Source organism: Agaribacillus sp. DX54 (assembly GCF_056858335.1).
This window is the reverse complement of sequence record NZ_JBXEQE010000008.1, coordinates 174,254-199,828: the sequence shown is the minus strand read 5'-3', so window position 1 is coordinate 199,828 and position 25,575 is coordinate 174,254. Positions and strand designations below refer to the sequence as shown.

Annotated in this window: 20 protein-coding genes and 1 pseudogene; 10 read left to right on the top strand and 11 right to left on the bottom strand. The window is 38.0% G+C overall.

Going from position 1 to position 25,575, the window contains the following annotated elements:
• The first annotated feature begins 2 nt into the window (after positions 1-2).
• The 8 genes from AC04NP_RS11785 to AC04NP_RS11750 all read left to right on the top strand — a co-directional run bounded on the left by AC04NP_RS11785 (position 3) and on the right by AC04NP_RS11750 (position 10,582).
• The gene (locus tag AC04NP_RS11785; RefSeq protein ID WP_482859944.1) at positions 3-362 is read left to right on the top strand and encodes a hypothetical protein; all 360 of its coding nucleotides are present in this window, start codon (positions 3-5) and stop codon (positions 360-362) included.
• A gap of 60 nt (positions 363-422) precedes the next feature.
• Positions 423-1,013 carry a hypothetical protein gene (locus AC04NP_RS11780; protein ID WP_482859943.1) on the top strand — a complete coding sequence of 197 codons (591 nt, stop codon included), beginning with the start codon at positions 423-425 and terminating at the stop codon, positions 1,011-1,013.
• A gap of 638 nt (positions 1,014-1,651) precedes the next feature.
• Positions 1,652-2,083, top strand: coding sequence for an RNA polymerase sigma factor (locus AC04NP_RS11775; protein WP_482859942.1), 432 nt, complete (start codon positions 1,652-1,654; stop codon positions 2,081-2,083).
• Between the two features lie 113 nt (positions 2,084-2,196).
• Entirely contained in the window at positions 2,197-3,240 is a 1,044-nt protein-coding gene (locus tag AC04NP_RS11770; protein WP_482859941.1) for a FecR family protein, read from the top strand.
• A gap of 173 nt (positions 3,241-3,413) precedes the next feature.
• Positions 3,414-6,749 carry a SusC/RagA family TonB-linked outer membrane protein gene (locus tag AC04NP_RS11765; protein ID WP_482859940.1) on the top strand — a complete coding sequence of 1,112 codons (3,336 nt, stop codon included), beginning with the start codon at positions 3,414-3,416 and terminating at the stop codon, positions 6,747-6,749.
• A gap of 19 nt (positions 6,750-6,768) precedes the next feature.
• Positions 6,769-8,184, top strand: a complete 1,416-nt coding sequence (locus tag AC04NP_RS11760) for a RagB/SusD family nutrient uptake outer membrane protein (RefSeq protein ID WP_482859939.1) — start codon at positions 6,769-6,771, stop codon at positions 8,182-8,184.
• Positions 8,185-8,271: 87 nt separating this feature from the next.
• A complete protein-coding gene (locus tag AC04NP_RS11755; RefSeq protein ID WP_482859938.1) occupies positions 8,272-9,813 on the top strand; it encodes a DUF3738 domain-containing protein in 1,542 nt (513 codons plus the stop codon).
• Between the two features lie 31 nt (positions 9,814-9,844).
• A complete protein-coding gene (locus tag AC04NP_RS11750; RefSeq protein WP_482859937.1) occupies positions 9,845-10,582 on the top strand; it encodes a DUF4397 domain-containing protein in 738 nt (245 codons plus the stop codon).
• A 136-nt stretch (positions 10,583-10,718) separates the two neighbouring features.
• Here AC04NP_RS11750 and AC04NP_RS11745 read toward each other — a convergent pair whose 3' ends face one another.
• The 8 genes and pseudogenes from AC04NP_RS11745 to AC04NP_RS11710 all read right to left on the bottom strand — a co-directional run bounded on the left by AC04NP_RS11745 (position 10,719) and on the right by AC04NP_RS11710 (position 18,462).
• Positions 10,719-13,352: a lanthionine synthetase LanC family protein gene (locus AC04NP_RS11745; RefSeq protein ID WP_482859936.1), complete on the bottom strand. Its 2,634-nt coding sequence runs from the start codon at positions 13,350-13,352 to the stop codon at positions 10,719-10,721.
• 448 nt (positions 13,353-13,800) lie between these two features.
• On the bottom strand, positions 13,801-14,070 hold the full coding sequence (locus tag AC04NP_RS11740; RefSeq protein WP_482859935.1) for a hypothetical protein: 270 nt from the start codon (positions 14,068-14,070) through the stop codon (positions 13,801-13,803).
• 107 nt (positions 14,071-14,177) lie between these two features.
• Complete coding sequence (locus AC04NP_RS11735) at positions 14,178-15,233, bottom strand: hypothetical protein (RefSeq protein ID WP_482859934.1); 1,056 nt, start codon at positions 15,231-15,233, stop codon at positions 14,178-14,180.
• 75 nt (positions 15,234-15,308) lie between these two features.
• The gene (locus tag AC04NP_RS11730) at positions 15,309-15,581 is read right to left on the bottom strand and encodes a DUF6520 family protein (protein ID WP_482859933.1); all 273 of its coding nucleotides are present in this window, start codon (positions 15,579-15,581) and stop codon (positions 15,309-15,311) included.
• Positions 15,582-15,931: 350 nt separating this feature from the next.
• On the bottom strand, positions 15,932-16,429 hold the full coding sequence (locus tag AC04NP_RS11725) for a MauE/DoxX family redox-associated membrane protein (protein WP_482859932.1): 498 nt from the start codon (positions 16,427-16,429) through the stop codon (positions 15,932-15,934).
• 376 nt (positions 16,430-16,805) lie between these two features.
• The gene (locus AC04NP_RS11720; protein WP_482859931.1) at positions 16,806-17,414 is read right to left on the bottom strand and encodes an RNA polymerase sigma factor; all 609 of its coding nucleotides are present in this window, start codon (positions 17,412-17,414) and stop codon (positions 16,806-16,808) included.
• A gap of 592 nt (positions 17,415-18,006) precedes the next feature.
• Positions 18,007-18,237, bottom strand: a pseudogene (locus AC04NP_RS11715) (tyrosine-type recombinase/integrase); the annotation flags it as partial.
• 21 nt (positions 18,238-18,258) lie between these two features.
• Entirely contained in the window at positions 18,259-18,462 is a 204-nt protein-coding gene (locus tag AC04NP_RS11710) for a site-specific integrase (protein WP_482859930.1), read from the bottom strand.
• A 563-nt stretch (positions 18,463-19,025) separates the two neighbouring features.
• Here AC04NP_RS11710 and AC04NP_RS11705 point away from each other — a divergent pair.
• Positions 19,026-20,432 carry a tyrosine-type recombinase/integrase gene (locus AC04NP_RS11705; protein WP_482859929.1) on the top strand — a complete coding sequence of 469 codons (1,407 nt, stop codon included), beginning with the start codon at positions 19,026-19,028 and terminating at the stop codon, positions 20,430-20,432.
• Between the two features lie 46 nt (positions 20,433-20,478).
• Here the strand turns inward: AC04NP_RS11705 and AC04NP_RS11700 are convergent, their stop codons facing one another.
• The 3 genes from AC04NP_RS11700 to AC04NP_RS11690 are packed head-to-tail and all read right to left on the bottom strand — an operon-like array spanning position 20,479 to position 24,964.
• Positions 20,479-22,176, bottom strand: a complete 1,698-nt coding sequence (locus AC04NP_RS11700) for a hypothetical protein (protein ID WP_482859928.1) — start codon at positions 22,174-22,176, stop codon at positions 20,479-20,481.
• Positions 22,176-24,305, bottom strand: a complete 2,130-nt coding sequence (locus AC04NP_RS11695; RefSeq protein WP_482859927.1) for a hypothetical protein — start codon at positions 24,303-24,305, stop codon at positions 22,176-22,178. The genes AC04NP_RS11700 and AC04NP_RS11695 overlap by 1 nt, the downstream gene beginning before the upstream one ends.
• Positions 24,302-24,964, bottom strand: coding sequence for a hypothetical protein (locus AC04NP_RS11690; RefSeq protein WP_482859926.1), 663 nt, complete (start codon positions 24,962-24,964; stop codon positions 24,302-24,304). Before AC04NP_RS11690 ends, AC04NP_RS11695 begins: the two co-directional genes overlap by 4 nt.
• A 334-nt stretch (positions 24,965-25,298) precedes the next feature.
• Between AC04NP_RS11690 and AC04NP_RS11685 the strand changes: the two genes are divergently transcribed.
• Entirely contained in the window at positions 25,299-25,574 is a 276-nt protein-coding gene (locus AC04NP_RS11685; protein WP_482859925.1) for a helix-turn-helix domain-containing protein, read from the top strand.
• Position 25,575 lies beyond the last annotated feature (1 nt).

Genomic DNA, 25,575 nt, shown 5'->3' with positions numbered 1-25,575 from the left:
ATATGTTGCAAAATATAAATCAACCCATACTGGCCATTTTAGGGTTTATTGCCATGGTACTGATTGGTATTATTGCTTTTTTCCTTCGCAATCTATACCTGGAACACAAGGAAGCTATCGGAAACTCAAAGGATGCTCTCCATGCCACAGAAAACCTCCAAAAGAAATATGAAGACCTGAAGGCCCATGCTGAAGAGCAAGACGATCTCCAGACTCAGATCATCAAAGTAGAAAATGAAAGTAAGCTTTATTGGGAGACGCTTAAAACCACTATGGAAAAGCAATATGAGCTGCTACTCGAAAAAGTAGAGAATACTAACCAATATGTTCGAATGCTGCTTGAAAATTTCAATTCAAAGTAAATGATCATGGTGTTGCTAAAAGTTTTATCAATTCTGAAAAAATACTATCCCTTGTTTCTTATGGCTGCTATTGCCTTACTACTTCATCTATTAGGAACAGAGAAAAGCAAAGTCAATGATTTTAAAGAGATTTATCAAATCCAGGAAAAGGAGATCCGCACTTGGAAAGATGAGGCAGGAAAAAATCGGGCACGGGCTGAAATTGCCGAGATCCGTGCAGCCAATGCTAAGCTCGTGTTAAAGGCAGATTTGAAAAAGGTTATAGAGAAAGAAGTAGGTAACCTACAAAGAAATTTAATTAGCTATTCATCCGTCAAAGCTTCCACATTAGGATCTTTTCAAACAGGTTCGATTGATACCATCTACAAAATCAACCAACCCGAGCCACTACCCGCTAAGAAGTTTATATTAGATAACCGAGATTTGAAGTTTGACGGATTATATATTCCCAGTCTTGACACCCTAATGGTGGATTACCGGGTTATCCATAATTTCAACATATTTTACTACTACAAACGACCGGGGAAAGCTCCTTTTAATATTTTCAAAAGAAAACGGGCTGTTGCCGAGATCAGGTTTGAAAATCCCGGTTCTAAGGCTGATAGTCTTTTTACTCTTGTGCTGGAACGGAAGAAGGGATTATCTAAATAGGGTCTCTCCGAGTGAAATCCCCATTACCACTTTCAATATATGGTCGATTTCTTTCACTATCACACCAATTTATAACACATTCTAAACAATTGCTGACTATAACTGTAGGACTAAGTAAGTATTTTAAAAGAAAATTGGTTTATTAAACAATTGTAAAGTGTAAAGGCTTTTGAGACGATAAGTCATTTCAAGAGAATTCCAAATGTAGGTATATTTTATTTCCTGATCTTTGGGATTTTCATTTCGCTGATTACCTTTAAGGCCGTTTGCAAAAAAAACTGCAATAATCCCGACTCCCCTTAAGTCCTGAACAACCTATATTGAAGATTTTTAGTGCCAGGGATAATGCACCCTGATGAAAAGTAAAATTAATGTAAAGTTAACAGAAATCTTACATGAGTTTTACTCGGGTATGCATAGTCTTGCGAAGTTTTATGAATTGTATTATTAAAATCCATTAGTAATAAAATTGTCTCCATTATTGTACTTTATGAAGATAACATGTCTAAATTTTCAGCCTGCTTCATGGAAAAATAACACATTTCATAAAAAATTAATACATTCTGGACTTGACACATATTGTGAAATAGGATTACATTTAAAGAACAATATTCGTTATTCGCTAAGTTCATTCTTACATGCTTAACAAACAAAAAAGGCAAATACAAAAACTGCGAAAAGGAGACCAGAAATTATACAGGGAGCTCTACGAAAAATACTATGAACAGTTTTTGAGCTATGCATTGAGTGCGTTAAAGTCACAGCGGTTAGCGGAGTCTGTGCTTAAAGAGACATTCGTACGGATCTATGATGAGAGGGCATCTCTTGATCCCAATGTTGATTTAAGCATTCAATTATTTAGGATTCTTGAAAACTGTGTTTGTTCCCTGTTAGGGCAGGCAGCTTCTGACCAGGAACTCAGGCAAGAAATTCAAAATTCTATTACCTTTAAGGATCGTATTGTACCCGAAACAACTGCTGATAAAAAAGAAACTTTTATCATCCGGGCCATTCACAATAAAATTCTCCAGCAAAAACTTCTTCACGAACTTGCCGCAACCCGGCGATAGTCTTATCTCTCACCTGGTACCTTTGCCAGGTATTTCGACCTTTTTGTATCCTAGACCGACTTACTGAACTCGAGGCTCCCAATAGTTTAGAGTATACCTGTTTCCTGGAACTGATGGAAAATAAAAAATATATAGATCAACTGTATAAAAAATATATTAACGATTCAATTACTCCAAAGGAGTTTGATATCCTATTTGATTATTGGAAAAAAAATGCAGATGAAAAGAAACTGGATTCTTTTAAGGCGTTGTTGTTGGAAAAGAAATCCAAGGCCAAAAACATAAAATCTAAGGCAAAGGACCGGGACAAGTTTTTGGATGATGTAATGCTTACAATCAATAAGAGAAAGGAGAGACCCCCTCTCCCTTTGATTAACACCAAAAGAAAAGATCGTACCTGGTACAAAGTAGCGGCAGTATTGGCGCTGGCCATCCTCTCTTCCTTATCTGTTTATTATCTGCTGTACGATACGTCCCCCAAAACGGATTTTTTAGTATACCAGACGGAAAGCCGACAAAAATCCACCGTAACGCTTTCTGATGGTACCAAGGTAAAACTCAATGCCAATAGCAAACTAAAATATCCCCAAACTTTTAATAATAGTGATGTCCGGGAGGTATTCCTTGAGGGAGAGGCATTTTTCGAGGTAACCCCGAATGTAAACCTGCCCTTTGTAATAAAATCCAGTGAAGTAACTACCACGGTATTAGGTACTTCCTTCAACATTAGGGCTTATCCCAAGGATGATGAAATTGAGATTTCAGTAGTCACAGGAAAGATAGCGGTATCAATCAATGATGATAGCAATTCTGAACAGCCGGGCAATCGAATGCTCCTAACACCTAACCAGGTGGCAAACTATCAACCCACCCAGGGATTGACAAAAGAGACACTCGACATAACCGAACTGGTTGCCTGGAAGGACGGCATTTTGATATTCAATGACAAAACCATCATGGAGACTGCAAAAATATTGGAGAAATGGTATGATGTTAAAGTAATTGTTGAAAACAAAGAAATAGGGGGTTGTTTGTTCCGGGGAAAATTTAAAGATCCTAGTCTTACAAAGGTTCTTGAATCACTGAAATTCATGTATGACATAGAATATGAATTTTCCGGGGAGCTGGTTGTGCTGAACGGCAAAAATTGCGATTAGACACTTATGAACTGAAACACTAAAAAATGGATATTAAAACTAAACTATAATATATGATAAAAATGTAAAGGTAAAAAAATTAAAGGCCTGTTAGGTGAAAATGTTCCTACGCACCCCACCCAAGCAGGCCCAGCTTATTGAATTTATTCACTCAATTAAACTATTGTAAAATTATGAAAAAATATCTATTAAGAACGATATTTTTTATGTCTAGTCTATGCACTATAACAGTTCTTACGGCCATTTTCTCAGGAGTTTTGTTTGCTGGAAACTCTGCCGGCCAGAGTATCCGGGAGGTACAGGTATCTCTCGAATTTAAACAGGCTTCCATTCAAGAGGTGTTTTCCCGGATTGAAGAAGCCACGGAATTTGTATTCCAAGTTTCTCCAACAAACATTGACAAGTTACCTGGTCAGATCACTTTAAAAGTTGAAAAACAAAGTGTCGCGTTTGTTTTGCAGGAGATTGCCAGCCAAACGGGTTTGACTTTTAAACAGCTTGATGCCACTAGTATTGTTGTGGACACACCCAAGCGTGAGAGTAAGCTAGGGGAAAAGAAAGCTGATCACACCTTGGACAGGATAATCAGGGGAAAAGTAACCGATAACGAGGGCGCGCCTTTACCAGGAGCAAGCATACTAATTAAAGGCACCACAGTGGGTGCCGTTACCGATAGGGATGGCAATTATGCCCTCTCTATACCGGATAATACTACAACTTTAGTTATCTCTTTTATCGGTTATATACAGGAAGAAGTAGAAATAGCTGGTCGTTCAATCATTGATATTGTGATGCTACAGGATGTGACTTCGCTAGACGAGGTGGTAGTAAGTACCGGCTATTGGCAGGTACCGGAAAAATACAACACAGGCAATATTTCGCAAGTAACGTCAAAGGATATTGAGCGGCAGGCCATATCCAATCCACTACAGGCCTTGCAAGGCACGATGGCAGGAGTGTTTGTAACTCAGAACACGGGGGTGCCAGGTGGAAGATTTGATATCCAGATCAGGGGCCAGAACAGTTTACGTTCTGATGGGAATAACCCCTTATACCTCGTTGATGGTGTACCATTCCCATCCAACTCTCTAAATGAAGGGATTATTAGTGGGACAAAACTGCGTGGTAATCCTTTGAGTGCAATTCATCCTGATGATATTGAAAGCATTGAAATATTAAAGGATGCAGATGCCACAGCTATATATGGTTCAAGAGGTGCAAATGGCGTGGTGTTGATTACAACAAAGAAAGCGGAAGGTGGAAAGCCTCGTCTCAGCGTTAACTTATCACATGGCGTTGGAGAAGTAACTAATAAGATTGATCTTATGAACACCGATCAAGTCATTGACATGACCTTAGAAGGGATAGCCAATGATGGGTTAGATGGATTACCCATAGAGACCCTGGGACGAATTTTCCCCCACGCCTATATTTGGGATTCCAATCGCCAAACGGACTGGCAAGAAGAGTTATTAGGAGGGACAGCTCATCAAACTAATGCTAATATAACCTTAACCGGGGGTAGCAATAATACGACTTTTTTAATTGGAGGTGCTTTTTTTAGTGAATCGACCGTATATCCTGGGGATAATTCATTTCAGCGAGGTTCAGGCCGCTTTAGCTTTTCCCATAACTCACTTGATGGAAAGCTAGATATATCAGCTTCTGCCAATTACACCTCCAGTAACAGCACATTACCTTTTGAAGATCTTACGCGGGTGGCTCTCTCTTTGGCCCCTAATGCTCCATCACTGTTTGACGAAACAGGTAACCTAAACTGGGAAAATGGAACATGGGATAACCCCCTTGCCTTTCTTGAAAAAGAATACAGTGATCAAACTGATAACCTAGTTTCCGATGCCCGGTTTAGCTATGAATTATTTGATGGATTGCGGATCAAGTCTTCTTTTGGCTACAACAGTATGTGGGTTAACGAAACTCGCATTGAGCCACTAAGTGCCCTTGATCCGACAGAGCTTACGCCAGATGTAACTGGTTCTGGTACTTTTGCCAAAGCACGTGTAGATACTTGGATTGCTGAACCACAACTTGAATACCAACAAACCATAAGCAAAGGAAATTTGAGTGTCCTAGTAGGCAGCACTTTTCAACGAACTTCAAGAGAAAGGGAAACTTTACGGGCTACGGGCTATTCAAGTGACGCATTAATCTTAAACCCGGAAGCAGCCACGGATTTAGAGATACAAGCCTCAGATTATGTTGAATATCATTATAACGCCATTTTCGCAAGGGCGCAATATAATTGGGATAGTAAGTACATTTTGAACCTCACAGGTCGAAGGGATGGGTCAAGCCGCTTTGGCCCTGGTAAGCAATTTGGTAACTTCGGAGCCATAGGTGCAGCATGGATCTTTTCTGAAGAAAACTTCGTAAAAAATGCCCTTCCTTTTCTAAGCTTTGGAAAACTCAGGTCCAGCTATGGCACCACAGGTAACGATAACATTGGCGATTATGGCTACCTGGACAGTTACACTTTGTCTGATGATCCGTACAACGGTTATCGGGGTTTGGTTGTAACACGCCTGGACAATCCTGATTTTTCCTGGGAGACGGTTAAAAAGCTGGAGGTTGGTTTAGAATTTGGCCTTTGGAACGATAAAATATACACTACGATTAGTTGGTACCGAAACCGTTCCACAGATCAATTGGTAGGTCGTCCCTTATCCCTGGTGACTGGTGATAACAGTATACAATTTAATTTACCCGCCACCGTGGAAAATCGGGGATGGGAATTCGAAATTAACAGCATGAATATCCAGCGTAACAATTTTCAATGGTCAACCGGCTTTAACCTAACCATTCCTCGGAATGAGTTAATCGAATTCCCTGATATTGAGGATTTCCCCATTTTTGATGGCCGGTGGGAGGTAGGAGAATCCATAATGGGTTTAAGCGGTAAAAAATTTGAATTTGTTGGACTCAATCCAGAGACCGGGTTGTACGATTTCGTGGATTACGATGGTAACGGGAGGATTTCAAATGCTGATCGCCAAAAATATGTTGAAGTAGGCCAGGAATACTTTGGGGGTCTGAATAATACTTTAAGGTATAAAGGCTTACAACTAAGTTTTCTTGTTCAGTTTGTAAAACAAACTGGTGAAACTTACTTCAGGTTATTTACACAGCCATCTGGACGGAGCAACCAACCGGGCGTGGTGGTAGACAGATGGCAACACCCAGGAGATAATGCCACATTTATGCAATACAGTGCATTTGGCATAGCCACTGGCTTTGATAACTATAATCAATACATATTCTCTGATCGTGGGATAGTAAACAATTCATTTATTCGCCTAAGAAATATCTCATTATCCTATGACCTACCTCAAACTTTTCTTTCTAGGTTCAACATACAAAACCTCAGTTTATTTGCTGAGGCACAGAATCTCCTAACAATAACAGGTCATAATGGATTAGATCCGGAGGTAAATGGAGCTAACCTGCCCCCCCTTCGGTTTGTCACGGGTGGTATTCAATTTACCCTGTAACCATTAAAGAAATAAATCAATGAAAAATATATTTTATATAATAAGTGGTAAGCAGTATTTATCGCTGTTACTAATTGGAATGTGTATTTGTACTGCATGCGAGGAATTCGTTGATGTAGATCCTCCCCGTTCAGAAATTATCAGCGAGACGGTTTTTACTAGCGATGCTACAGCTATTTCTGCAATGAGTGGAATTTATGCTGAAATGATCAGCACTGCCAATAGCTTTACCTCGGCAGATATAGAACACTTTACGGGCCTTGCATCTGATGAATTTTTTACGGTATCCAACTCGACAGCACACCAAGAATTTGCCACAAATATGTTATTACCTACTAATGGCATAGTTACAGGTAGCTTTTGGGGTGCATCATACAGGTATATCCTCAATGCCAACAAAATGCTGGAAGGCTTGGAAAAAACCACAACGCTAACTGATTCTGTTCAAAGTGTTTTGCAGGGTGAAGCAAAATTTATTCGAGCTTTTTGTCATTTTTACCTGGTTAATCTGTTTGGCCCTGTTCCTGTGGTTCTTACTACAGACTTTGACAAAAACAACTCGGTAGATCGTAAGTCGGAAGATGAAGTCTATCAACAGATTATTGATGATTTGCTAGATGCCGAAATGTTGCTTAAAGAGGGATTTTCTTTTGGCAGAGAAGAACGGGTACGTCCCAATTTGGGAGCTGCTCAAGCACTACTTGCACGAGTTTTCTTGTATACTGAGAGTTGGAGTCAAGCAGAGGAATATAGTAGCCGGGTAATCAATAATAGTAGTTACTATCATTTAGAAACTGATCTAAACGGTGTTTTCCTGGCCAATAGCCAGGAAACCATATGGCAATTACAACTAATTGAACCACCATCAATTAGAACGCCCCAGGCTGTTTTGTTTATACTCAACCAGGGACCTCGTTCATCAGGCAATACAGTAGCATTAAAAGAAGATCTTTACAACGTTTTTGAACCAGGGGACAACCGTCAGGTGAATTGGATTGGTACTATTGTTGAAGGCACTGATATTTTTTACTACCCATTTAAGTATAAAAACGTAACCGATTTTTTAGCTGAATACTCGATGGTTTTGCGGCTTGCCGAACAGTATCTAATTCGTGCTGAAGCCAGGGCACAACAAAACAACATTCCAGGCGCACAGGCAGATTTAAATACTATCCGTAATAGGGCGGGGTTACCAAATACAACGGCCAATGATCAGGCTTCTTTGTTATTAGCCATTGAACGGGAAAGGCGAGTGGAGTTATTTACCGAATGGGGCCATCGCTGGCTGGACTTAAAGCGGACAAATAAAGCGGATGAAGTACTATCCACATTGCCCGGTAAAGACTGGCAGACTACAGATATCCTATTCCCGATACCGGAATCGGAAATCGATAATAATCCCAACTTGCTACCCCAGAATGCAGGATACAATTAAGGTTTTAAAGTGTATTAGTACTCTCATAACAGTGATTGTGCATTACTCTTATGGTAATGCTTATCACCCTCAAGATTAAAAATCATAATGAAAAATTTAACAAGATATATATTATCAACAATACTACTTTTATCGTGGATTAGCCAGTCTCATGCCCGAAATGCTCAACTTGAAATCGGAGATCCTGCCCCAAAGATCAGCGCGTTCAAATGGATAAAAGGCACACCGGTTACAACATTTGAAAAAGGAAAAGTATATGTCGTGGAGTTTGGCTCAACATGGTGTAAACCTTGCATAAAGATTATACCACATTTAACCGCCCTTGCAAAAAAACATCCAGGTAAACTTCGGGTGATGAGTTTTTTTGTAATGGAACATAACAACGAACCGGACACCACTAGTAACCCAATTTATGTTGATCGGGTTAAACAGTTTGTGCAAAAACAAGGAGATAAAATGGATTATACAGTAGCAGTAGATTATCCCTGGAAAACTGTAGAAAAAAAATGGTTAAAAGCCGCCGGTCTTACCGGGATACCGCAGAGTTTCATAGTAGATAGAAATGGATACATTGCCTGGATAGGTGTAGGTACTCAATTCAGAATTGTGGAAGAAGTGGCTGAATGGGTCATGTCTGATGACTACACCTTATCGGAAGCGGTCAACAAGAGTGAGCAAGCAAAAAAAGGGAAGGTTACTTATGATCGTAACAAACCTTTACTTGTAAATGACAATGGTGGATTTGATGAAACAGGTTATATGTTTCGTTCGATCATAAAAAAATCCGATGTTCGTTTAAAATCGGGAAATGAACAATATGTTAGTAGTAGGTTCTGGTACGATAATGATAAAGAAAGTTATCATTATCCCCACCCGGGCAGGGCACAATGGGTAAATATGGCCCTATTTGATCTATATTATGCAGCTTACGGAGACACTCTTAGAAACTTTGTATATGGAAGGTATGCGGATACTTATAATTATGGCGACACTATTGCTGATCCCTATGAGAAACGTTCTTATGGAAAATTCTGGTATGAGCCGGTTTTGGAGGTAAGTGACCGCTCACCCTTCGAGCCAACGGGATGGCGTGATCGATGGGCTGCTAATTCTACTCTTAAAAGTAAATACGATTACAGTGTTGAAGTGCCGGAAGAACGTGCATCTGCACGGTTTATCCAGGAAGTAATGCAGCGTGATCTTAAAAGCTACTTTGGCTATGAAGTAGCAGTAGAGACCCGGGATATGCCATGCTGGAAACTTAAGGCGACAAAGAAAGCTAGAAAACTTCTAAAAACTGAAACCCCGGGTGAAGCATGGAATGTTACGTATCCCGATGGTCTAAATGGCAAATTTGTCCATACTAACGCAACCACACGCGATATAATATGGGTCTTAGGTACCAAGTTTGGTTATCAATATTATGATTACGGCAACCTTCCTCTACAAGACCAAGTCCCATTTATTGATGCCTCCGATATCGATCATATAGAATTTGATTTTGTGCTTTACAAAGATCATCAAACCAACTTTCCAGCATTCAGAGCATATTTGGAATCTTTGGGATTGATCCTTGAAAAATCAACCAAACCCATGAAGGTAGTTGTAATTCGTGATCCAGCTCAATAAATATTCATCAACCATGAAAAAGATTAAAATAATGATTAAGTATATAGAACACATTAGAAAAATTTATGTCATAGCCTTATTGGTTATAACTCCTGGTTTCATGATCGGATGTGAAGAAGACGATGGGCTTCCCTCCGTGGGTACGTCTCTCAAAGTTATTCATGTAGCAGTAGGCGCTCCTGCAGTCCTCGTGAATTATTTTGATCATGATATTGCTTATATCGATATTCCCACTCTTGAATTTTCAAAAAGTACGCGTGTTACTTTGCCCCCTGATGCGACAAGAGAGATCATAATCGTACCGGAAGCGGATACATTGAGTCCTATTCTACGCCAGGAAGTTAACCTGCCGCCAGGTGATATCCAGACTTTATTTTTGGTGAGCGAAGGGCAAGGGATAGAGGGCCTTTTGATCAAAGATGCATTGCTCAATTCAACTGACAGTCTTGTAGGCGTCCGCTTTGCCAATTTTTCACCGGATATTGGCCCTGTTACTGTGAACATTACCGGGGAAACTGAAAATTTGGCTGACGGATTGGCTTTTAAGGACGTTTCTAATCTAAACAGTTTGAGTGCTATTAGCGCAGTTGGATCCTACCAATTTGAATTTAAGGATAATGATGATAACACGGTGGGTACAGTCGCGCTTAATCCGCTGTCAGGCAGGCCAAGGCCAGTTTTTAATAGTGTAACCTTTGCCATCATAGGTCAATCCGATGACGGACAAGGAAATAATACGTTAGAAGTTATTCGCATAGATAGTTTTTGATTCCTTTTATGAATCCTGGCTCAAGAAATCATTAGTAGGGTTTTTCTAAATAAGTCGGTAGCTTGATACCAATTACCCCGGTTTACCACTCCAAATGCGATAAATAACCCACCCATGCCACAACTAGGGTGGGTGTTTATAGAATAAAACTTGTTGATTGCGAATCATATCTCATTAAGAGATGTAATATTCCACCATTACCTAACATCAAGTCTGCTGTAGGTATTTTCTTGTCTTCGACTGCCCAATAGCATGATTCTCCTTTTGAACATCGAGAGGTGTGTAATAAGGTATTTACAATAAAATCCGCCCTACTCTTCCACTCACTATCTTGGAAAACTTCGAAAGCGGTGAGATAGGTTTCGGCAAGTCCAGTCATACCATAGGCCAAAGAAAAATTAGATTGAACCAAGTACCTTGGGTGCCCCAGTAACACCTTCTCTGCTATTTTTTTGTAAATTGGATCACCTGTTACCCGGTATGCTTCAATGAAGCAATAAGCAATCCCGGTAACTCCATCATTAAACCAAGGATCAGAAAGTTTGTCATGGTTATTCACAAACCAGTAGGTGCCTAGTTTGTTAGTTTTTGCTTCCTTTTGCAACCAGTTGAGTGCCTTCTTTATTGCCATTTGTGCCTCTGCATTTTTCGAATACTGGACGTATCTTAGCAGGAAGTAGCAAATACCAGCTACACCGTGGGAAAAGCCTGTATAAGTAGTGGGATTTTGATCATGGTAGGAGATAGCCTGCCACGATCCATCTTTTTGCTGACGCTCAAGTAACATATCCACTTGCTGTTTCAACAAGTGTTCGATCTCTTTGGTCTTTATTAATTTCAGACAGTTAAGAGTAGCGATTCCCTGGCCGGCAACCCCATGTGCTATGGTTAAGTCGGGTGTAGGAAGTTCCAGGCATTTCTCAATACCAAGTTGATAAGTTTGGTTTATTAAACCTGCTTCTATTCCCTTTGCCACTGACAAGGCTACCCCTGCTGCTCCGTGGTATAAACCCGGTATGGTATTGGGCAATAGGTCCAGGAAGTTGCTTTGCAGAAATTGCAAACTTTTCGAATACTTTTCCCTAATGCACTTTATATCGTATTTTAGACATTTGGCCTGGGCCAATACATAGATAACGCCACTTACGCCGAAATAAAAGCCCGTGCTTTGTGCCACTCCTGCCTGGGGGTTAACTAATGGTTCGTCATGTTTTGAAGCATTAGAAAGCCAGATGTCATTTCCGTGTACCATTATAGTACCACCTATTGCATGGATCAACTGCGCGATAACTTTGGTTATCGGTTTTGAAACATACTCTTCCACGTGATTGTAAGTGTCCAGTTGTGAACTAAACGTCTTCAATCGTGATCGGATTGTGTCAAGGCTAGGTCTTTGGGTTGGATTAGTTTTTAAGCAAGTAGCAATAAGATGGGATATTTGCTCATTCCGAATAAAGAAATTCAGCTTATCGGTCAACTGGGGGTCGCTACATGCAAATTTATTTGGATGCAGGTTTACAAAAAAGTTGATCATAATAGCCCCAAGACTGTAAATGTCCTGGTTTGGTTTCGGTTTTTGAATGGCTATCTGTTCGGGTGACATATATCCATCAGATCCCAATGAAAACGGAGGAGCAGGCAGGCCACTTTTTACCGACCAGGACATTTCCAGGTCAATGAGTACTAACCTGTTATTTCGATCGAAAATAAAATTGACTGGCGTAATATCTCTATGTAAATACCCGCCCTGGTGCATCGCTTGGATAGCATCCAGTAGTTCTATTAGCAGATTAACTAAAAGACATTTTTGGCTTTTATCTAATTTGAACCATACTGAAGATTGATAAGTGTCTATGATCACCTGGTGTAATGATTTACCCTTTACAAAATCCATTACTATATAGGAGTTTCCCCTATCCATAAAAAAATCATAAACTTTGGGTACTGCGAGCTTGCCTTGTAAATCTTTCAATAAGTCAAATTGCCAATGCAACCGATCCCTGATATCCCGGCCACTGTCATCCGCACTAATACCCTGTTTTGCTTCTTTCACAACAACCCATTTAACTTTAAACCCTTGGAAACACAAAGCCTTCATTACCCGTCCTTTGGCATCCTGTTTTAATATGGACATGATCTTATAGCGATCTTTGAGAAAAGTAGATGGTTTTTCCACCACGGGTTTTGGAGAATCCTTAAATGGCCATGCTACATCGTTTGGAAATTTGAAAGGTATACTCAACTCATCTTTTATTAACTGGCCGTTTGGATCATTAATGTAGCGTTCAATACGCCCGGTGAGATCGGGATGAATAATAGGGTTAAAACTGCCATAACGTGTGTAAAGGGTCCCTCCCAGGTGATAATCTGTGGGAATATGGCAACCAACAAAATCCTTTGTGATGGCAAGTAATTCTTTTACTAATATGTTCGTAATCGAGTCATCGGGAGGATAAATACAAACCACTTTTCCAAGCTGGTGGTAACCCAGGCTACCATCGCAAATCATAGAGGCTTTTTCAATGGTTTGTATAATCTTAAATGATGTGTAATGCTCTTTCAATAGGGGCACAATAGCGTGTAAAAGAGTAGGTATTTGAATTCTTATAGCAGAAATGTGCAAGATCCATCCCTGCACTTGTTTAGGGGTTCCAACCTGGTAATAATAATCAACCGGGCGGTAGGTGAGATGGCGTTCTTTCAGAATTTCTCCATAATCAGTGACAATTTTTTTTTGAACAAAAGATGTCTGGCGGTTTTCTAAATTCATCTCTATAGCTTACATCTAAAAGTAGGGGAATTTATTTGAAGATAAGGTTTGATCAAATTCGATAGCACTGAATAAAATAGTAAATAAAAGTGGATTCCAGGCACAAGGCGTAGAATTCGGGAAGTTCCAAAACCTGGGCTACAGTCGAGTCAATATTATCTCTCCTTGTTGAGTATGGCATTAATCATATCTCAACGCCATCGTGAGTTCCTCATCCCAATATGCAGTAAAGGGACCGATCAAGCAGAGTTTGCTTCCAGTGGACCCACAAGAAAAACTGTCCCTATCTGATGGAAGAGTGATATCCCCTAACTGTACGGTCTTACTAGGTGGATCATAATAGAACCCTTGCCTCCTTGAATTCAATACAACTAGCATACTAATTTCTATCATGAAAATAGTAACCAATAAAGGTGTTCTCGAAACGTTCATATCTCTGAAACTATTTTTAATCTCGTTTTAACAAAGTTGACAAGTCCTGTTGCTCAGCTCCGTATTCACTATAATATGCATCGTATATACCTACTCTACATATATATATTCCCGTTATGCCACATGGGTTTATATCCGTATCAGCCGGAGAAGTGATTGCGCCCAATTGCACCATCCTGGTGAACATATCTAAAAAGTAAGCCTGTTGTGGCGGAAAAGCCGAAAAAGAACTCCCAATCGCCAGAATCAAAGCTGTAGTTACTAGCAGTTTTCTTATTATTTTCATGAGATTAATGTTTTTGAGAGAAAACGAAACTATTGATTATCAACACGCAGGATTATGAGTTCATAGCCATGATACATTTCCTTTGATATTCTATTTGTCTTTAGCAGTTAGATTATCTGTTTCAAAATGCTTGGATCTAATAAATATGTGACCAGGTACCGATCGTGAATAGCTATTAACCGGTTTCCTGATACCTGGAAGTATTTCATCGAATGATCTTTGTAATCAGGAACGTAGAAACTCGAAATGTACTTACCAGCATTTACAAGATCGTAAACATCAACGACAGAAGCACTGTTAAATAATGACCTGTCTTCATTATCGGCTGGTAACGCTGAATGGACAAATAAGAAATCCCTGTCAAGGGCACTATTTTTATTAACTCTTAGCGGGGGAGCCGCCATAGTAATTGAGTTGTCTGATGCAATATTGGCCACCTTAATCTTGGCATGGCTCACTGTATCGATGGTATTGCCCTTGTAGATTATATTCAGGCTGGTATCCATATAAATATACTCGTTGCGATAAAAATATACATATGACAATGAGTGTAGACCTGGGTCATACCGTAACATACCATCTGTACAAAAGATCCCGTCAATTTGCTTTTCGAGTAACCCTTCCTCTTCAACTAAAAAGGGAGCATGCATAGATTTTTTTGCCAAGACCATCTCTTTATTTTTATCAAACGTTCTAATGGCAAAGGTTTTATCACTTAACGGTATTGCATCAGCAATGAAGGTGCTATCCGTCATGATCGATGTTACTTTCCAATTAGACGTTGAGCCTTTAAAGATTGTATGATGATTTAGATCGCGTACATAAAATTCGGAACTGTGGATGGTTAACTGTGTGGATTCAGGAATTCCGCTTGCAATGTCAACATTAACCTTATTGTGTCCCGTTAACGATGTAGATGTTATGAATAAATGGGATGGCGCTGTTTTATTACCCAAGTAAATGCTATCAGAAGTAACACCCGCTAAATAATATGAATTGTAGTGCAGGTTTAATGTATCTACCACATCCAAGTGATAGAATGCAAAATTGCGATCGAACCCATATTTTGTGAGCTGTTTTGACGCAGACAAAACATATAGATAAAGAATGGTCAACAGTCCAACCATAAATAAGGCTAATAGTACAGTAAACCTCAATTTCATGACGATAGGCTATTTTATGAAGAAAGATATCGGAGTACGGTGACTCCAACATCTTTCAAAACTTAAATCCAATGACTAATCGCGTTTGAACAGTTTTGTTCTTTGCTGATCCTGATAAGCGTCAAACGATCCAACAAGACATATATTAGCCCCGGTAGTCACACAAGGGTTTGTGTCGGTATCTGACGGACTTGTAATAGACCCCATAAGTGTCACAACACCATTGTTATACCATGCCTGTTGCCTTTGAACTTCTGTTTTGCTTTTAGATGGAGTAAACGCAAATACAGCACCAATTGCACAAACAAAGCCTAATAACGATAGAACACTTTTTCCTATTGATTTCATGGTTGAAAATTTAGGTTAGAATTATTGCCTACTCTATTCCAGGTTTTCGGCTTTACCCTGCTTCAATCAATTGGCCAATAATTGAATTTTCTTTGAAGGGAATGGTAGGTTAGAGATCCCGGGAAGGACTCATTAAATACACCTTCCCGGAAAAATCTCCCTTTACCCCCTATCTTTAATGCTTTCCAATCTTTATCGATGGTCATCGCGGTTTTCAGGATACTTATCCCCGGAAAATACCCGTATAACCGTCATGTATGGTTTAACTCAGATCAGCCTATTCTTTTAGAGGTTTTTACCTCTTGCACCCCTGTTATTTTGCACAGTGTGAAATAAATTTCCAATAATTCTCAAACTACTTCTGACAGCTCATCTGCAGTGGCTTGGAGTGGGTTATTCTCAACGGGTTTAACTTTTTCATTGCTTTCGGAGCCTTTTTCCCTAGTGTTATGTAATAACACCCCGGCAAATCCAAGACCTACGTAAACTCCATTAAATATAAGGTGTTCTGTCCAGCCAAGGCTCTCTAGTACTCCACCGCAAGAACAGGGTATACCGGAATCCAATTGCAGAATAGCAAAAATGTAAGCAGTGAACATAACCATGATTGCAAACGAAGCATATAGCCCTATTAGACGAAATCGTTGTACTGCCAACATCCCTGCAACAACTAACTCTACTAACGGTACAGCCCAAGCTAACACTCCGGCATAATTAGTAAGCAGCGGTGATTGACCGATCTGTACAACAAACTTTTGATAGTCCATGAGTTTGGTCAGTGCTGCGTAAGTGAATAGGAGTATAAATAAAAAGCAGGTGATCTCTATAGCTAGTTTTTTCAGTTTCATGGGGTAGCCGGTTTTAGGATATTATTTTAACGGTCTGATTATATTTAATCTAAAGCTGCTGATTGATTGTAATTTTTTCTCACCAAGCATATTATGTTATCATACACATCCTGGTCTAATGCAATCAAACTTTTAGGTACTGTACTTATATAAAGGAAAAAATCTTAATGGGGAATCAAAAAAATTTTAATTTTTTTTGATTTATTTATAATTACCTAGTAATCAGGAAGATTATTTTCAATGCTACCCAGATATTAATTTTTAGCATTAGCAAGCGATTTAAAGGCTGATAGGCCAATTCATTAAGTTCTATTAGGCAACTTACTTGGCTTGCAAAGACTATCATCACAAAATACAATTCCGGGAGGATATCCAGTCACAAGCTAAAGCTATCTGGCGATTGCCAAATAAGTTTTACATCTTTTAAATCCTGCTTTAATCTTTGTAACCCTCTGTGATGAAGGGTTTTGGCATACTGTTTAGTTGTACTCATAAGATGGGCAATCTCCTTATATTGAAGATGTTCAAAATACTTCAGTCTAATAACTTGAAACTGTTTTTGAGGAAGTGAGCAAAAGGCGTCATGCAAACGTTCCCATACCTCCGGGCAAATTTCGGTGTTGATAGGCTCATATGCTATGTTCAAGGTGTCAACAATCTTACTTTTCACGATTTCTTTTTTGTTTACTTTATAAAGTAATCTTCTTCGTAAGGACACTTTCAGATAGGCTTCTATATTATCTGTCTTTCCTAGCTTTTTACGGTTTTCTATTAGATAGTTAAATAATTCCTGGATACAATCCTTTACAATATCAGCCTTGGTAAACTGTCGACCATAGCTAGAAAGAATTGGATAATATGTAACATATATGGTGGTTACTGCTGCATCATTCCCTTTACGAAAACGTTTCCAAATTTTTCGGTTTTTTTTCTTCCGGTTTTTTTTGTTGACGTATGAGACTAACTTTTTAGCCTGCCTTTTCATAATTGTTTGGATATTAGGAGTAAAATACAACTAACTGAGTATGTAAAGTATCGCAAGGTTACCTAGTGTGCAGGTTAACCCTACGTATCAAGATCTGGTTTTTCTTGTTCAGGGTAATGGTTCTGTGGGATACCTTCCAAACTGGTGCTATCTGCGAGGACTTGTATTTCACAACAGAACTTCTCAGTAAAACGGGATGAAACTTTTCATAGGCATAGGGTTTGTTGGCTCTTCGGTTTATTAAAACGAATAAAGTTTATGGAGCTATTTTAGGGTAATACGATTCTGTTGTAAGACAGATCGGTCAGAAATAATGGGCATAGCTCAATACCATTTCTATTGCTAAACCAGTTTTGCCTTTGGCTAATGAAAATGGAACTAAAAGATAACAAACAACTGGAACCAGAGGTAATTCACTTTTTGGGGTTTAGGCTGTAATAGAAATTAGGGCTTATGCTACGCAAACGTTTAAAATGACTAAAAGATTCATTCGCCGAGGAATAAATTGTGAATTTTGTTGTGATGTAATCTATAGGGTATAATTTCTTTCAACGAAATAAACCCTAAAAACCGGTTGATTTGTTAGGAAACTTTAAAAGGAAACCACCTTCTCATTGGCATCATCTAAAACAGCATTTTCAAAACTCTTTAAATAGATTTCGGTTGTGGCCAAAGAATGGTGCCCTAAACCTTCACTGATCACCCCAATGGGTATACCCATATACTTGGCAATGGTTGCCCATGAATGTCTTATTGAATAAGTTGTGAATTTTCCCTTGATTCCGACATCTTTAGCAATAGTACGCAACCTCTCATTAAACCTTCTTCTTTGCGACTTATACTTTTAATATTGTTCCGTACTGCCATCGTAATTTATGGGGAAAACAAAATCATTTGCTTTTTTCCCTTTCATATAATATTTAAGTAGCTTGTTCAATTCCGGAGTAATTTTAACCGATAATTGCCCCTCGGTTTTGCTTCGACCATAATAAACCCTTCCATCCCCTATAGCGTCCATTTTCAATTTGGCGAAATCTATAAAATTCATGCCTCTGCAGATGAACATGATTAAAAGATAATTCTTTGTATGCCAAAGCGTAGATTCGAATTCATATCTAAGGTTTCTTACAAACAAAGATAATCAAAAATTATGCACACTTTACGCACACTTTTTCCGAACCCAAAAAATCCCAAATGGTATTTAAATAATTGATAATTAGATAGTTATGATATAATTAGGAAACGAAAATAACCGCTAAAAACCATGAAATCTTTGTCTATTAAACAAGCGTCAGAAATAATCCTTCATTCTAAAGTTTCTTAAAAAAGTGTGCAAAAAGTGTGCAAATCAACAGAAGGAGGTATTAGGTTAAAATTATTCAAAAAACAAAAGCCTCATAAATCTCTGATTTACAAGGCTTTACAACTGCTCCCCCTCTTGGACTCGAACCAAGGACCTACTGATTAACAGTCAGCTACATATGGTTCCATCTGATTTTAAATGGTCTGAAATGACGTTTTAGTGCGTTTTTTCGCTATTTTTAAACCATCAAAATGCGGGTCAACCCAAAAAAAGCACGCCGAAAGCACGCCGGGAAAAGACCCTTTAGAATGGCTACAGTTAAAATTACACTCGATAAACGCGCCTCGCATCAAAACCGTGACGGGACATATCCCCTCGTTTTGCGTCTCGGGCACAAAAGCAAAACTCGTGATATTCCCTTTAACATTCATCTTTTTGAAGGGCAATATGATCCGGAAACCGGCGTAATCATCGGCATCCTCAATGCCAAACGCCATAGCAAGCGCATCCAGAAAACCTTTGCCGATGCTGATTTATGGATTGACGAAAACGCCCCGGAAATCAAGCTGTGGTCGATTGATAAACTTAAAGACGAGATTGAAAGGCAGTTCTTTAACAAGCAATTCGACCTGACACTACTCAATCACGGAGCAAAATATCTTTATCGCCTGCATAAGGAAAACCGCTCGCCAACGGCCAAGTCTTATGAGGATGCCTTGAAATCTTTCGTCAAATACCAGATGACCCTTGTCGGCCAGTCGATTGAGGACACTATCAAAACACTGTTTGATGACCTGCTGGAAAACAAGGAAGAAGTGACACAATATAACTGGCTGGAACAGCTACAGGGGCTGACGGTAAAGAATGAGTTTGCCCGGTATGATATGCCGATCAAGGCGATTGATCCCGAACTGATGAAGGACTTTAAAGCGTGGATGAGCAATAAATACTCAAAAAATACAGTCGGTATCTATTTGCGTAGCCTAAACGCCATAATGAATGATGCCAGTGATTCCCATGCTGATCTAAGACATCACCGGCCACTCGCCAATATTAAGAAAGGCAGCTATGAAAACCCGACAGAGGACTTGGATATGCATGAGGTTAATCTTATTCGCCAGTTACAGTTTAAAGAGGGTACATCAAAGTTTCATGCTCGCAACTACGCATTGATGATGTTCAATAATATGGGGCTTAATTTTTTTGATCTGGCCTTAATCCGGGTATTCCAGTTTGACGGTGAGCGTATCAACTATACCCGCAAGAAAACCGAAAGTGAGGGTGATCATTTCGGCGTTAAACAGCCGCAAGAGGCACTGGATATTATCAATTACTACATTCAGGGCAAGGAACCGGACGATTACCTGTTCCCTATCATGCCCAAAGACACACCCCCGCAACGCCTGTTCCGGGTTAAAAATGATCGTTTGGGGTGGTTTAACCGTCATATTCAGGAAATTGCAAAAATGGCCGGGATTAAAAAACGGGTGCGCTCCTACAGCTTTCGCGACACGTGGATGAATATAGGCTTGCAGTTGGGCATTGATATTCGCAAATTGTCAAAGGGACTGGGGCATTCTTCCGTCCAAGTCACGGAAAAGCATTATGCGGCCTTGATCCAGCAAACACTGTTCGATGAAATCAACGCTAAAATCACCGAAGCCAGTTTTTCAAGTCCGAAACCAGCCAAACCGGATACGCTGAAACCTGAATAACAGCGCGGTTTTATTAGTCTTTTTTTATTCTGTGTTCGTTTAGAATTCAATTTTCTTTCAAATCTATCATAACATGATACAGGAATATTTCTTTATTATTTCTGATATGTTTCGCTTTTCCAATCCTTAAATCAGTGTGCTCATAATGCTGTATTTCATCAAACCCAATAAATTGGTGGGTATATGTGTGATTTGAAATAAATGATACATATTTATTCCAAAGGGAATTAAATTTTTTGGCAGTTGAGTAAGCGACTATGAAGTTATTTTTAAGGCCACTCGTATCATATTTAAAAATCTTGTTTAGGTGTAATTCAATGTAATTCTTCTTTAGAGAATTTAAGTTTAGGGCTTCAATTATTGCAAATGGTTGTCCATCTTTAGCACGTATATAAATATCAATTTCACCGGCATTTTTACCTTTCCAAGATTTACTCCTTCTTGTTTGATCTTTAACAATACAGCCACCGGATTCAAGTAAATTTGAAATGTACGTATTTCGATCATCTTCGTGTCTATTTCCCCGATATAGCCTATCACTCTGCAACCGGATGCATGAATTGACTAACTTATCCATAAATTCTTGGATTGATGGTTCGGACAGATCTGAATAGATTTTTAAAAGTTTAATGGGGTCTGGATCATTTCCAACTTCCTGTAGAGCTTTGTCAATTACCTCTTGGTTTCTATGCGGAAAAGTATTTCTGAATAGGTTTCTTAAACTCTCAGATTTTTCTTTTTTTTTTAAATCGTCGTTTTCTATAACATCCTTGATATATAACAAGAATTTGTATTCGCTGTCCTTTTCATCCAACTCCAACAATCTATTATCAATTTTTGCCAATTCTGCTTCAAAATTTAATCTAAAATATGGTTCTAAAAACTCTTGCTCCAATAGGGTAGAAAAGGCAGCAGAGAACACACTTTCGTTCAATTGGGCATTTAATTCTTGATTTTTAATTTGAGAATATTGGTAGTAGATTTCTTTTAATCCCTTTCGAAAATCAAGCCAGTCATTGGGCTTTTCATGCTTTATTTTTCTTAATGAATTAAGAGCTCTGTAAAGACCCACATAGAACGGATTATCAGTAATATGAAAAGAAAACGCCTCTTTTTGAAATAAGAGATTTGCAAGGTTTTTTACGCTTCTTTCTACATCTCCCCAAAGATCGTTGAAAATATCAATGAGTATTGAAACAAATTTCTCGAAGATTAGGGCATCAATTCGATTTTCCGTGACTTGGTGAGCTTTGGTCAATAAAGGCAGGCATTCATTCAAATGCTCCATTGCCTCATGCTTTTCTATGGATAAAAGTCCCTTTTGCAACTTTATTAACCCTAAATTCAAGGATGCCTCTGATTCAATTTCTTTGTTATCCGAGGTAGATTGAGAAGTGTAAATTTTTTCAATTTCATCTTTGGATTCATTATAGAAAAGAAACAACTTCTTTAGACGTTGTACCTCCAAAAATGTATCCGCATCCGATCTCCAATCATCTATCAATAAGGCAAGTGCCTGCCTCACTTTTAGACGATCTAACAGAACACAATTTACAAATGCTTCTAAAGCCTTTTGCCTAATGTTGGCATTTTCTGATGAATCAAGAGCAATATGTTTTAACAAATGGTTTAAGTTGTCATCTTCTATCCTTGATATACTTTTTCCAATTTCATCATCGAAAAAATGAAATTTTTCAGGCAAGGTCAGATTGCTAAAATCCGATATGCAAGAAATATTAAGCATCAAAACAAAAAGGTATTTTCAGGAATGACAGTTTCATGACTGACTACACCCGCTAAACCTCTTTCGGCGGTGCCTATCAAGATTTGCAATTTATTCCCAAAACGTGTTTCTATGCTCTTCAAAACTCCAGACAGTCCCTTTAAATAATTTGTATCTGCCTCCTCTTTACCCGGGCTATCAATAATTAAGAATCTTGTATGTCGTCCAAAATTGTATTCAATATCTAATTGTATCAGACTAAGGTAAAAGGCTATCTTTGTCCTTAATTGCTCCCCTTCTGCAATATCATCAAAAGATATATAATCACCATCCTGCTTGTATTGTATATCAAAATTATCGGAAATTTTGATTTCCGTTATAGAGTTTAATCCAAACTCATGAATTTCGCTTAACATCAATTCAGACAGACGGTCTAGAACCTTGCTTCCCATTGAATATCTCTGCTTACTTAATTCTTCAATTGCTGTAGACAGGATATCAATTTTGGTATCAAAATTATTCTCATCCAGGGTAAAACCTTTTTCTAATTCTTCAATCTGATATTCTAAAACTGCTTTTTCGGCAATGAGGGCAGCTTTTTTGTCATCATCTGGCTTTATCTTTTGTTTCTCACTATTGATTATTTCTTCAATTTCCTCCACACGAATTATCAAGTCTGGATCATCTATTTGTGTTTCTTTTTTTCTTTCGAGCAGTTTTATTTTGGAATTGATTTCATCAAGATAATTCTTTTGATCATTAGCTTCTTGTTGTAATTTCTTTAATTCAATATCGAGTTGTTTTTTAGTCATCTCCAAATTTTCAACTTTATTTTGATATATTTCTTTATCCATTTGACCATCTTCAAAATCAACCGTTTCACTGCAAACGGAGCATTTTTTGCTTTCTTGTTCAATTTTCTTTTTATGATCTGAAATGGAATGATTGCAATTAGGGCAATGTTTTATGTCAAGATTTGAAAAGAAGATTCCTATATCAATGTATTCTTTTAAATCGGATATTTTTTTTGTTGTGTTTTCAATTTCTTTTGAAATTCTTTTAATCTCTGATTGATGTATTCCGTATTTTTCCTGACTTTTAATTAATTCTTGTCTACTTAATATCAAATCTTTTTCAATGGACAGGGCTTTGCTATTGTTTTGCTCTATTTTCTGAATAAGGGAGTCATACTCTTTATACAGTTCATTTAGATTTATCTTGCTGTCTTGGGTAGCAGAATAATTTGTAAGCTGATTTTCAACTTCTAATAGTTGGGCTTGCAAGGTTTCTTGTTCTTCACTTTGAGACTTTATTTGTTTACTAGAAAGAGATGAGTATTTGGCTTTCTCATATTGCAGCTTGTCTTTTTTTATACTCAGCCGATTAATTGGGTGAGTTAACTCTAAACCTAAAAGCATTTGAAAAATTTTCTTTCCTTGATCCCCAAATATTTCATTACTGTCTTTTGATTCAAGAAAAATGGATTTGAAATATGTTTTCCAGCTTGTCTTGGCTTCATATAATTCGTCTTTATCCTTTTGAGAGGCTTTTTGTGTCCATTTTAGAGGATAGTAAGAGAATTGCTTGAAAAAGAAATCTTGTATTTGGTCTTGGTAGTCTTTTTCACCTTTAGCTTCAAAAAGAAGCTCATTTGTTTTATCTTCTTTTTGATTTTCTAAATCAGAAAGAGTTTTAATTGCGCCATTAAAAAATGATACTTTTAATGTCGGTTTTTCTAGGTTTAGGTAAACAGTGAATTGTTTTTCGTTGATACTAAAATTAAGAAGTACGGTAGTTAACCACTTTTTTATGTTGGATTTTAACGATTTACTGCTACCAGTGAGAGCATATTTTATAATTCTGAAAATACTTGATTTTCCTTTTAAATTGTCTGCAATCCAAATATTTATACTTGGTTGTATTTCTTGTTCAAACTCGATTATATCACCCGAATATTCTTGTTCTCCCGAGCTGTCTTTTTGACCGTAAAATGAGAGGTGATTAATTAACAATCTTTTACCAGTGGATATGGGAGTATCACGATTATCGTCTTCATTCAGAGCTAAAAGCTCATTAATTTCTTCATGAGACATGATATCTTTATATCTTTCAGATATATCTTTTGTGAAATCTTCGAAAGTAAATGTCATAACACTTCACCATATAATTTATTATATTCCGCACGAACAGTGTCCTGAATACTCCCGATATACTCTTTATAAGAGGTATTTCTGTATTCATCGATCTGATACTGTCGAACTTTTAATTCCGTCCCTGTCAAGTCTCCAAAGAACCTTTTAATCAACTGACATCTATCAACATACCATTTAAGCGAAGGCAGGTTGTTAATCCCATTTTGTATTTTGGAAATTGCAAAATCAGTAATGAAATACTGTTTCTCAATTGTTTGGAGACTTACGCTTTTCTTACTTGTGAAATCAACAAACCCAATACTTTTTAAAAAACCGATTACATCATCAATGTCCTCATAAGCTCCAAAAAAGAACCTTTCCATTTCAAGTCTCTTTAAACTAGGTTCCTGCTGATCAAATATTTCTTTTATGTAAAGTTTAATTTCAAGCCTTTTTGATTCTTGGTTTTTGGCAATATTTAAAAGTTCATATGCCAAATAGTCTGGATTTCTAATCAGGAAGTCGATTTTTTGGATTCTAATTTCACTTTTGAATAATTTTCGGTAGGAAGGCTTATCTTGATCAGTATAATCTTCACTAAAAAAGTATAAGATGAAGAGTATCCTGATACGATCCTTATACCGTCTTATATTGTCCATTTCTTTCACTCCATCCATTATTTTTAGAGTATTATTGCCTTAAAATCAAAATTCTTTTCTTTATTAAGAAAGGCAATTCATTGTGAGTAAAAGCTTTACAATTCCATTGTATGTTATCCAATTAAACACATACTGATCAAAGTGGCTAAATTCCGTATTTTATAGCTGTCCAGCGGTTTTAAAAAACAAATTAAGATAGATAATTCAAAATAAAAAGGAATTCTTGTGTAAGAAATACTCAGTTATGCTATATCGTTTTCTGCAAAATAATCGGTAAATAGTTACATTCCAATTTTATTATTGTTTACTCATGGAATTTCCCGATATTACGGCTTAATCAGCTTAATTACATATGCAAGTCATTTGCCTCCAAGAGGAAGCGTTTTATGCCCTGATAGAAAAGGTCGTTGCCCGTATCCAAAGCCAGCAGGAAAAAAAGGGGGATCGCTGGAAATGGATTGATGACATGGAAGCTATGAAAAAACTCAACATCAAATCAACGACAACCTTGCAAAAATTGCGGGATGAAGGATTTATCCGTTTTAGCCAGCCCCGGAAAAAGATCATTCTTTATGATGTGGATTCTATCAATGTATACCTTGAAAAACACGCAAAAGACACGTTTTGAT

Bases quoted from the DNA above. Each gene is read 5' to 3' on its own strand.
- AC04NP_RS11785 (WP_482859944.1), top strand. From the start codon at position 3: ATGTTGCAAAATATAAATCAACCCATACTGGCCATTTTAGGGTTTATT.
- AC04NP_RS11780 (WP_482859943.1), top strand. From the start codon at position 423: ATGGCTGCTATTGCCTTACTACTTCATCTATTAGGAACAGAGAAAAGC.
- AC04NP_RS11775 (WP_482859942.1), top strand. From the start codon at position 1,652: ATGCTTAACAAACAAAAAAGGCAAATACAAAAACTGCGAAAAGGAGAC.
- AC04NP_RS11770 (WP_482859941.1), top strand. From the start codon at position 2,197: ATGGAAAATAAAAAATATATAGATCAACTGTATAAAAAATATATTAAC.
- AC04NP_RS11765 (WP_482859940.1), top strand. From the start codon at position 3,414: ATGAAAAAATATCTATTAAGAACGATATTTTTTATGTCTAGTCTATGC.
- AC04NP_RS11760 (WP_482859939.1), top strand. From the start codon at position 6,769: ATGAAAAATATATTTTATATAATAAGTGGTAAGCAGTATTTATCGCTG.
- AC04NP_RS11755 (WP_482859938.1), top strand. From the start codon at position 8,272: ATGAAAAATTTAACAAGATATATATTATCAACAATACTACTTTTATCG.
- AC04NP_RS11750 (WP_482859937.1), top strand. From the start codon at position 9,845: ATGATTAAGTATATAGAACACATTAGAAAAATTTATGTCATAGCCTTA.
- AC04NP_RS11745 (WP_482859936.1), bottom strand. From the start codon at position 13,352: ATGAATTTAGAAAACCGCCAGACATCTTTTGTTCAAAAAAAAATTGTC.
- AC04NP_RS11740 (WP_482859935.1), bottom strand. From the start codon at position 14,070: ATGAAAATAATAAGAAAACTGCTAGTAACTACAGCTTTGATTCTGGCG.
- AC04NP_RS11735 (WP_482859934.1), bottom strand. From the start codon at position 15,233: ATGAAATTGAGGTTTACTGTACTATTAGCCTTATTTATGGTTGGACTG.
- AC04NP_RS11730 (WP_482859933.1), bottom strand. From the start codon at position 15,581: ATGAAATCAATAGGAAAAAGTGTTCTATCGTTATTAGGCTTTGTTTGT.
- AC04NP_RS11725 (WP_482859932.1), bottom strand. From the start codon at position 16,429: ATGAAACTGAAAAAACTAGCTATAGAGATCACCTGCTTTTTATTTATA.
- AC04NP_RS11720 (WP_482859931.1), bottom strand. From the start codon at position 17,414: ATGAAAAGGCAGGCTAAAAAGTTAGTCTCATACGTCAACAAAAAAAAC.
- AC04NP_RS11710 (WP_482859930.1), bottom strand. From the start codon at position 18,462: ATGAATTTTATAGATTTCGCCAAATTGAAAATGGACGCTATAGGGGAT.
- AC04NP_RS11705 (WP_482859929.1), top strand. From the start codon at position 19,026: ATGGCTACAGTTAAAATTACACTCGATAAACGCGCCTCGCATCAAAAC.
- AC04NP_RS11700 (WP_482859928.1), bottom strand. From the start codon at position 22,176: ATGCTTAATATTTCTTGCATATCGGATTTTAGCAATCTGACCTTGCCT.
- AC04NP_RS11695 (WP_482859927.1), bottom strand. From the start codon at position 24,305: ATGACATTTACTTTCGAAGATTTCACAAAAGATATATCTGAAAGATAT.
- AC04NP_RS11690 (WP_482859926.1), bottom strand. From the start codon at position 24,964: ATGGATGGAGTGAAAGAAATGGACAATATAAGACGGTATAAGGATCGT.
- AC04NP_RS11685 (WP_482859925.1), top strand. From the start codon at position 25,299: ATGCAAGTCATTTGCCTCCAAGAGGAAGCGTTTTATGCCCTGATAGAA.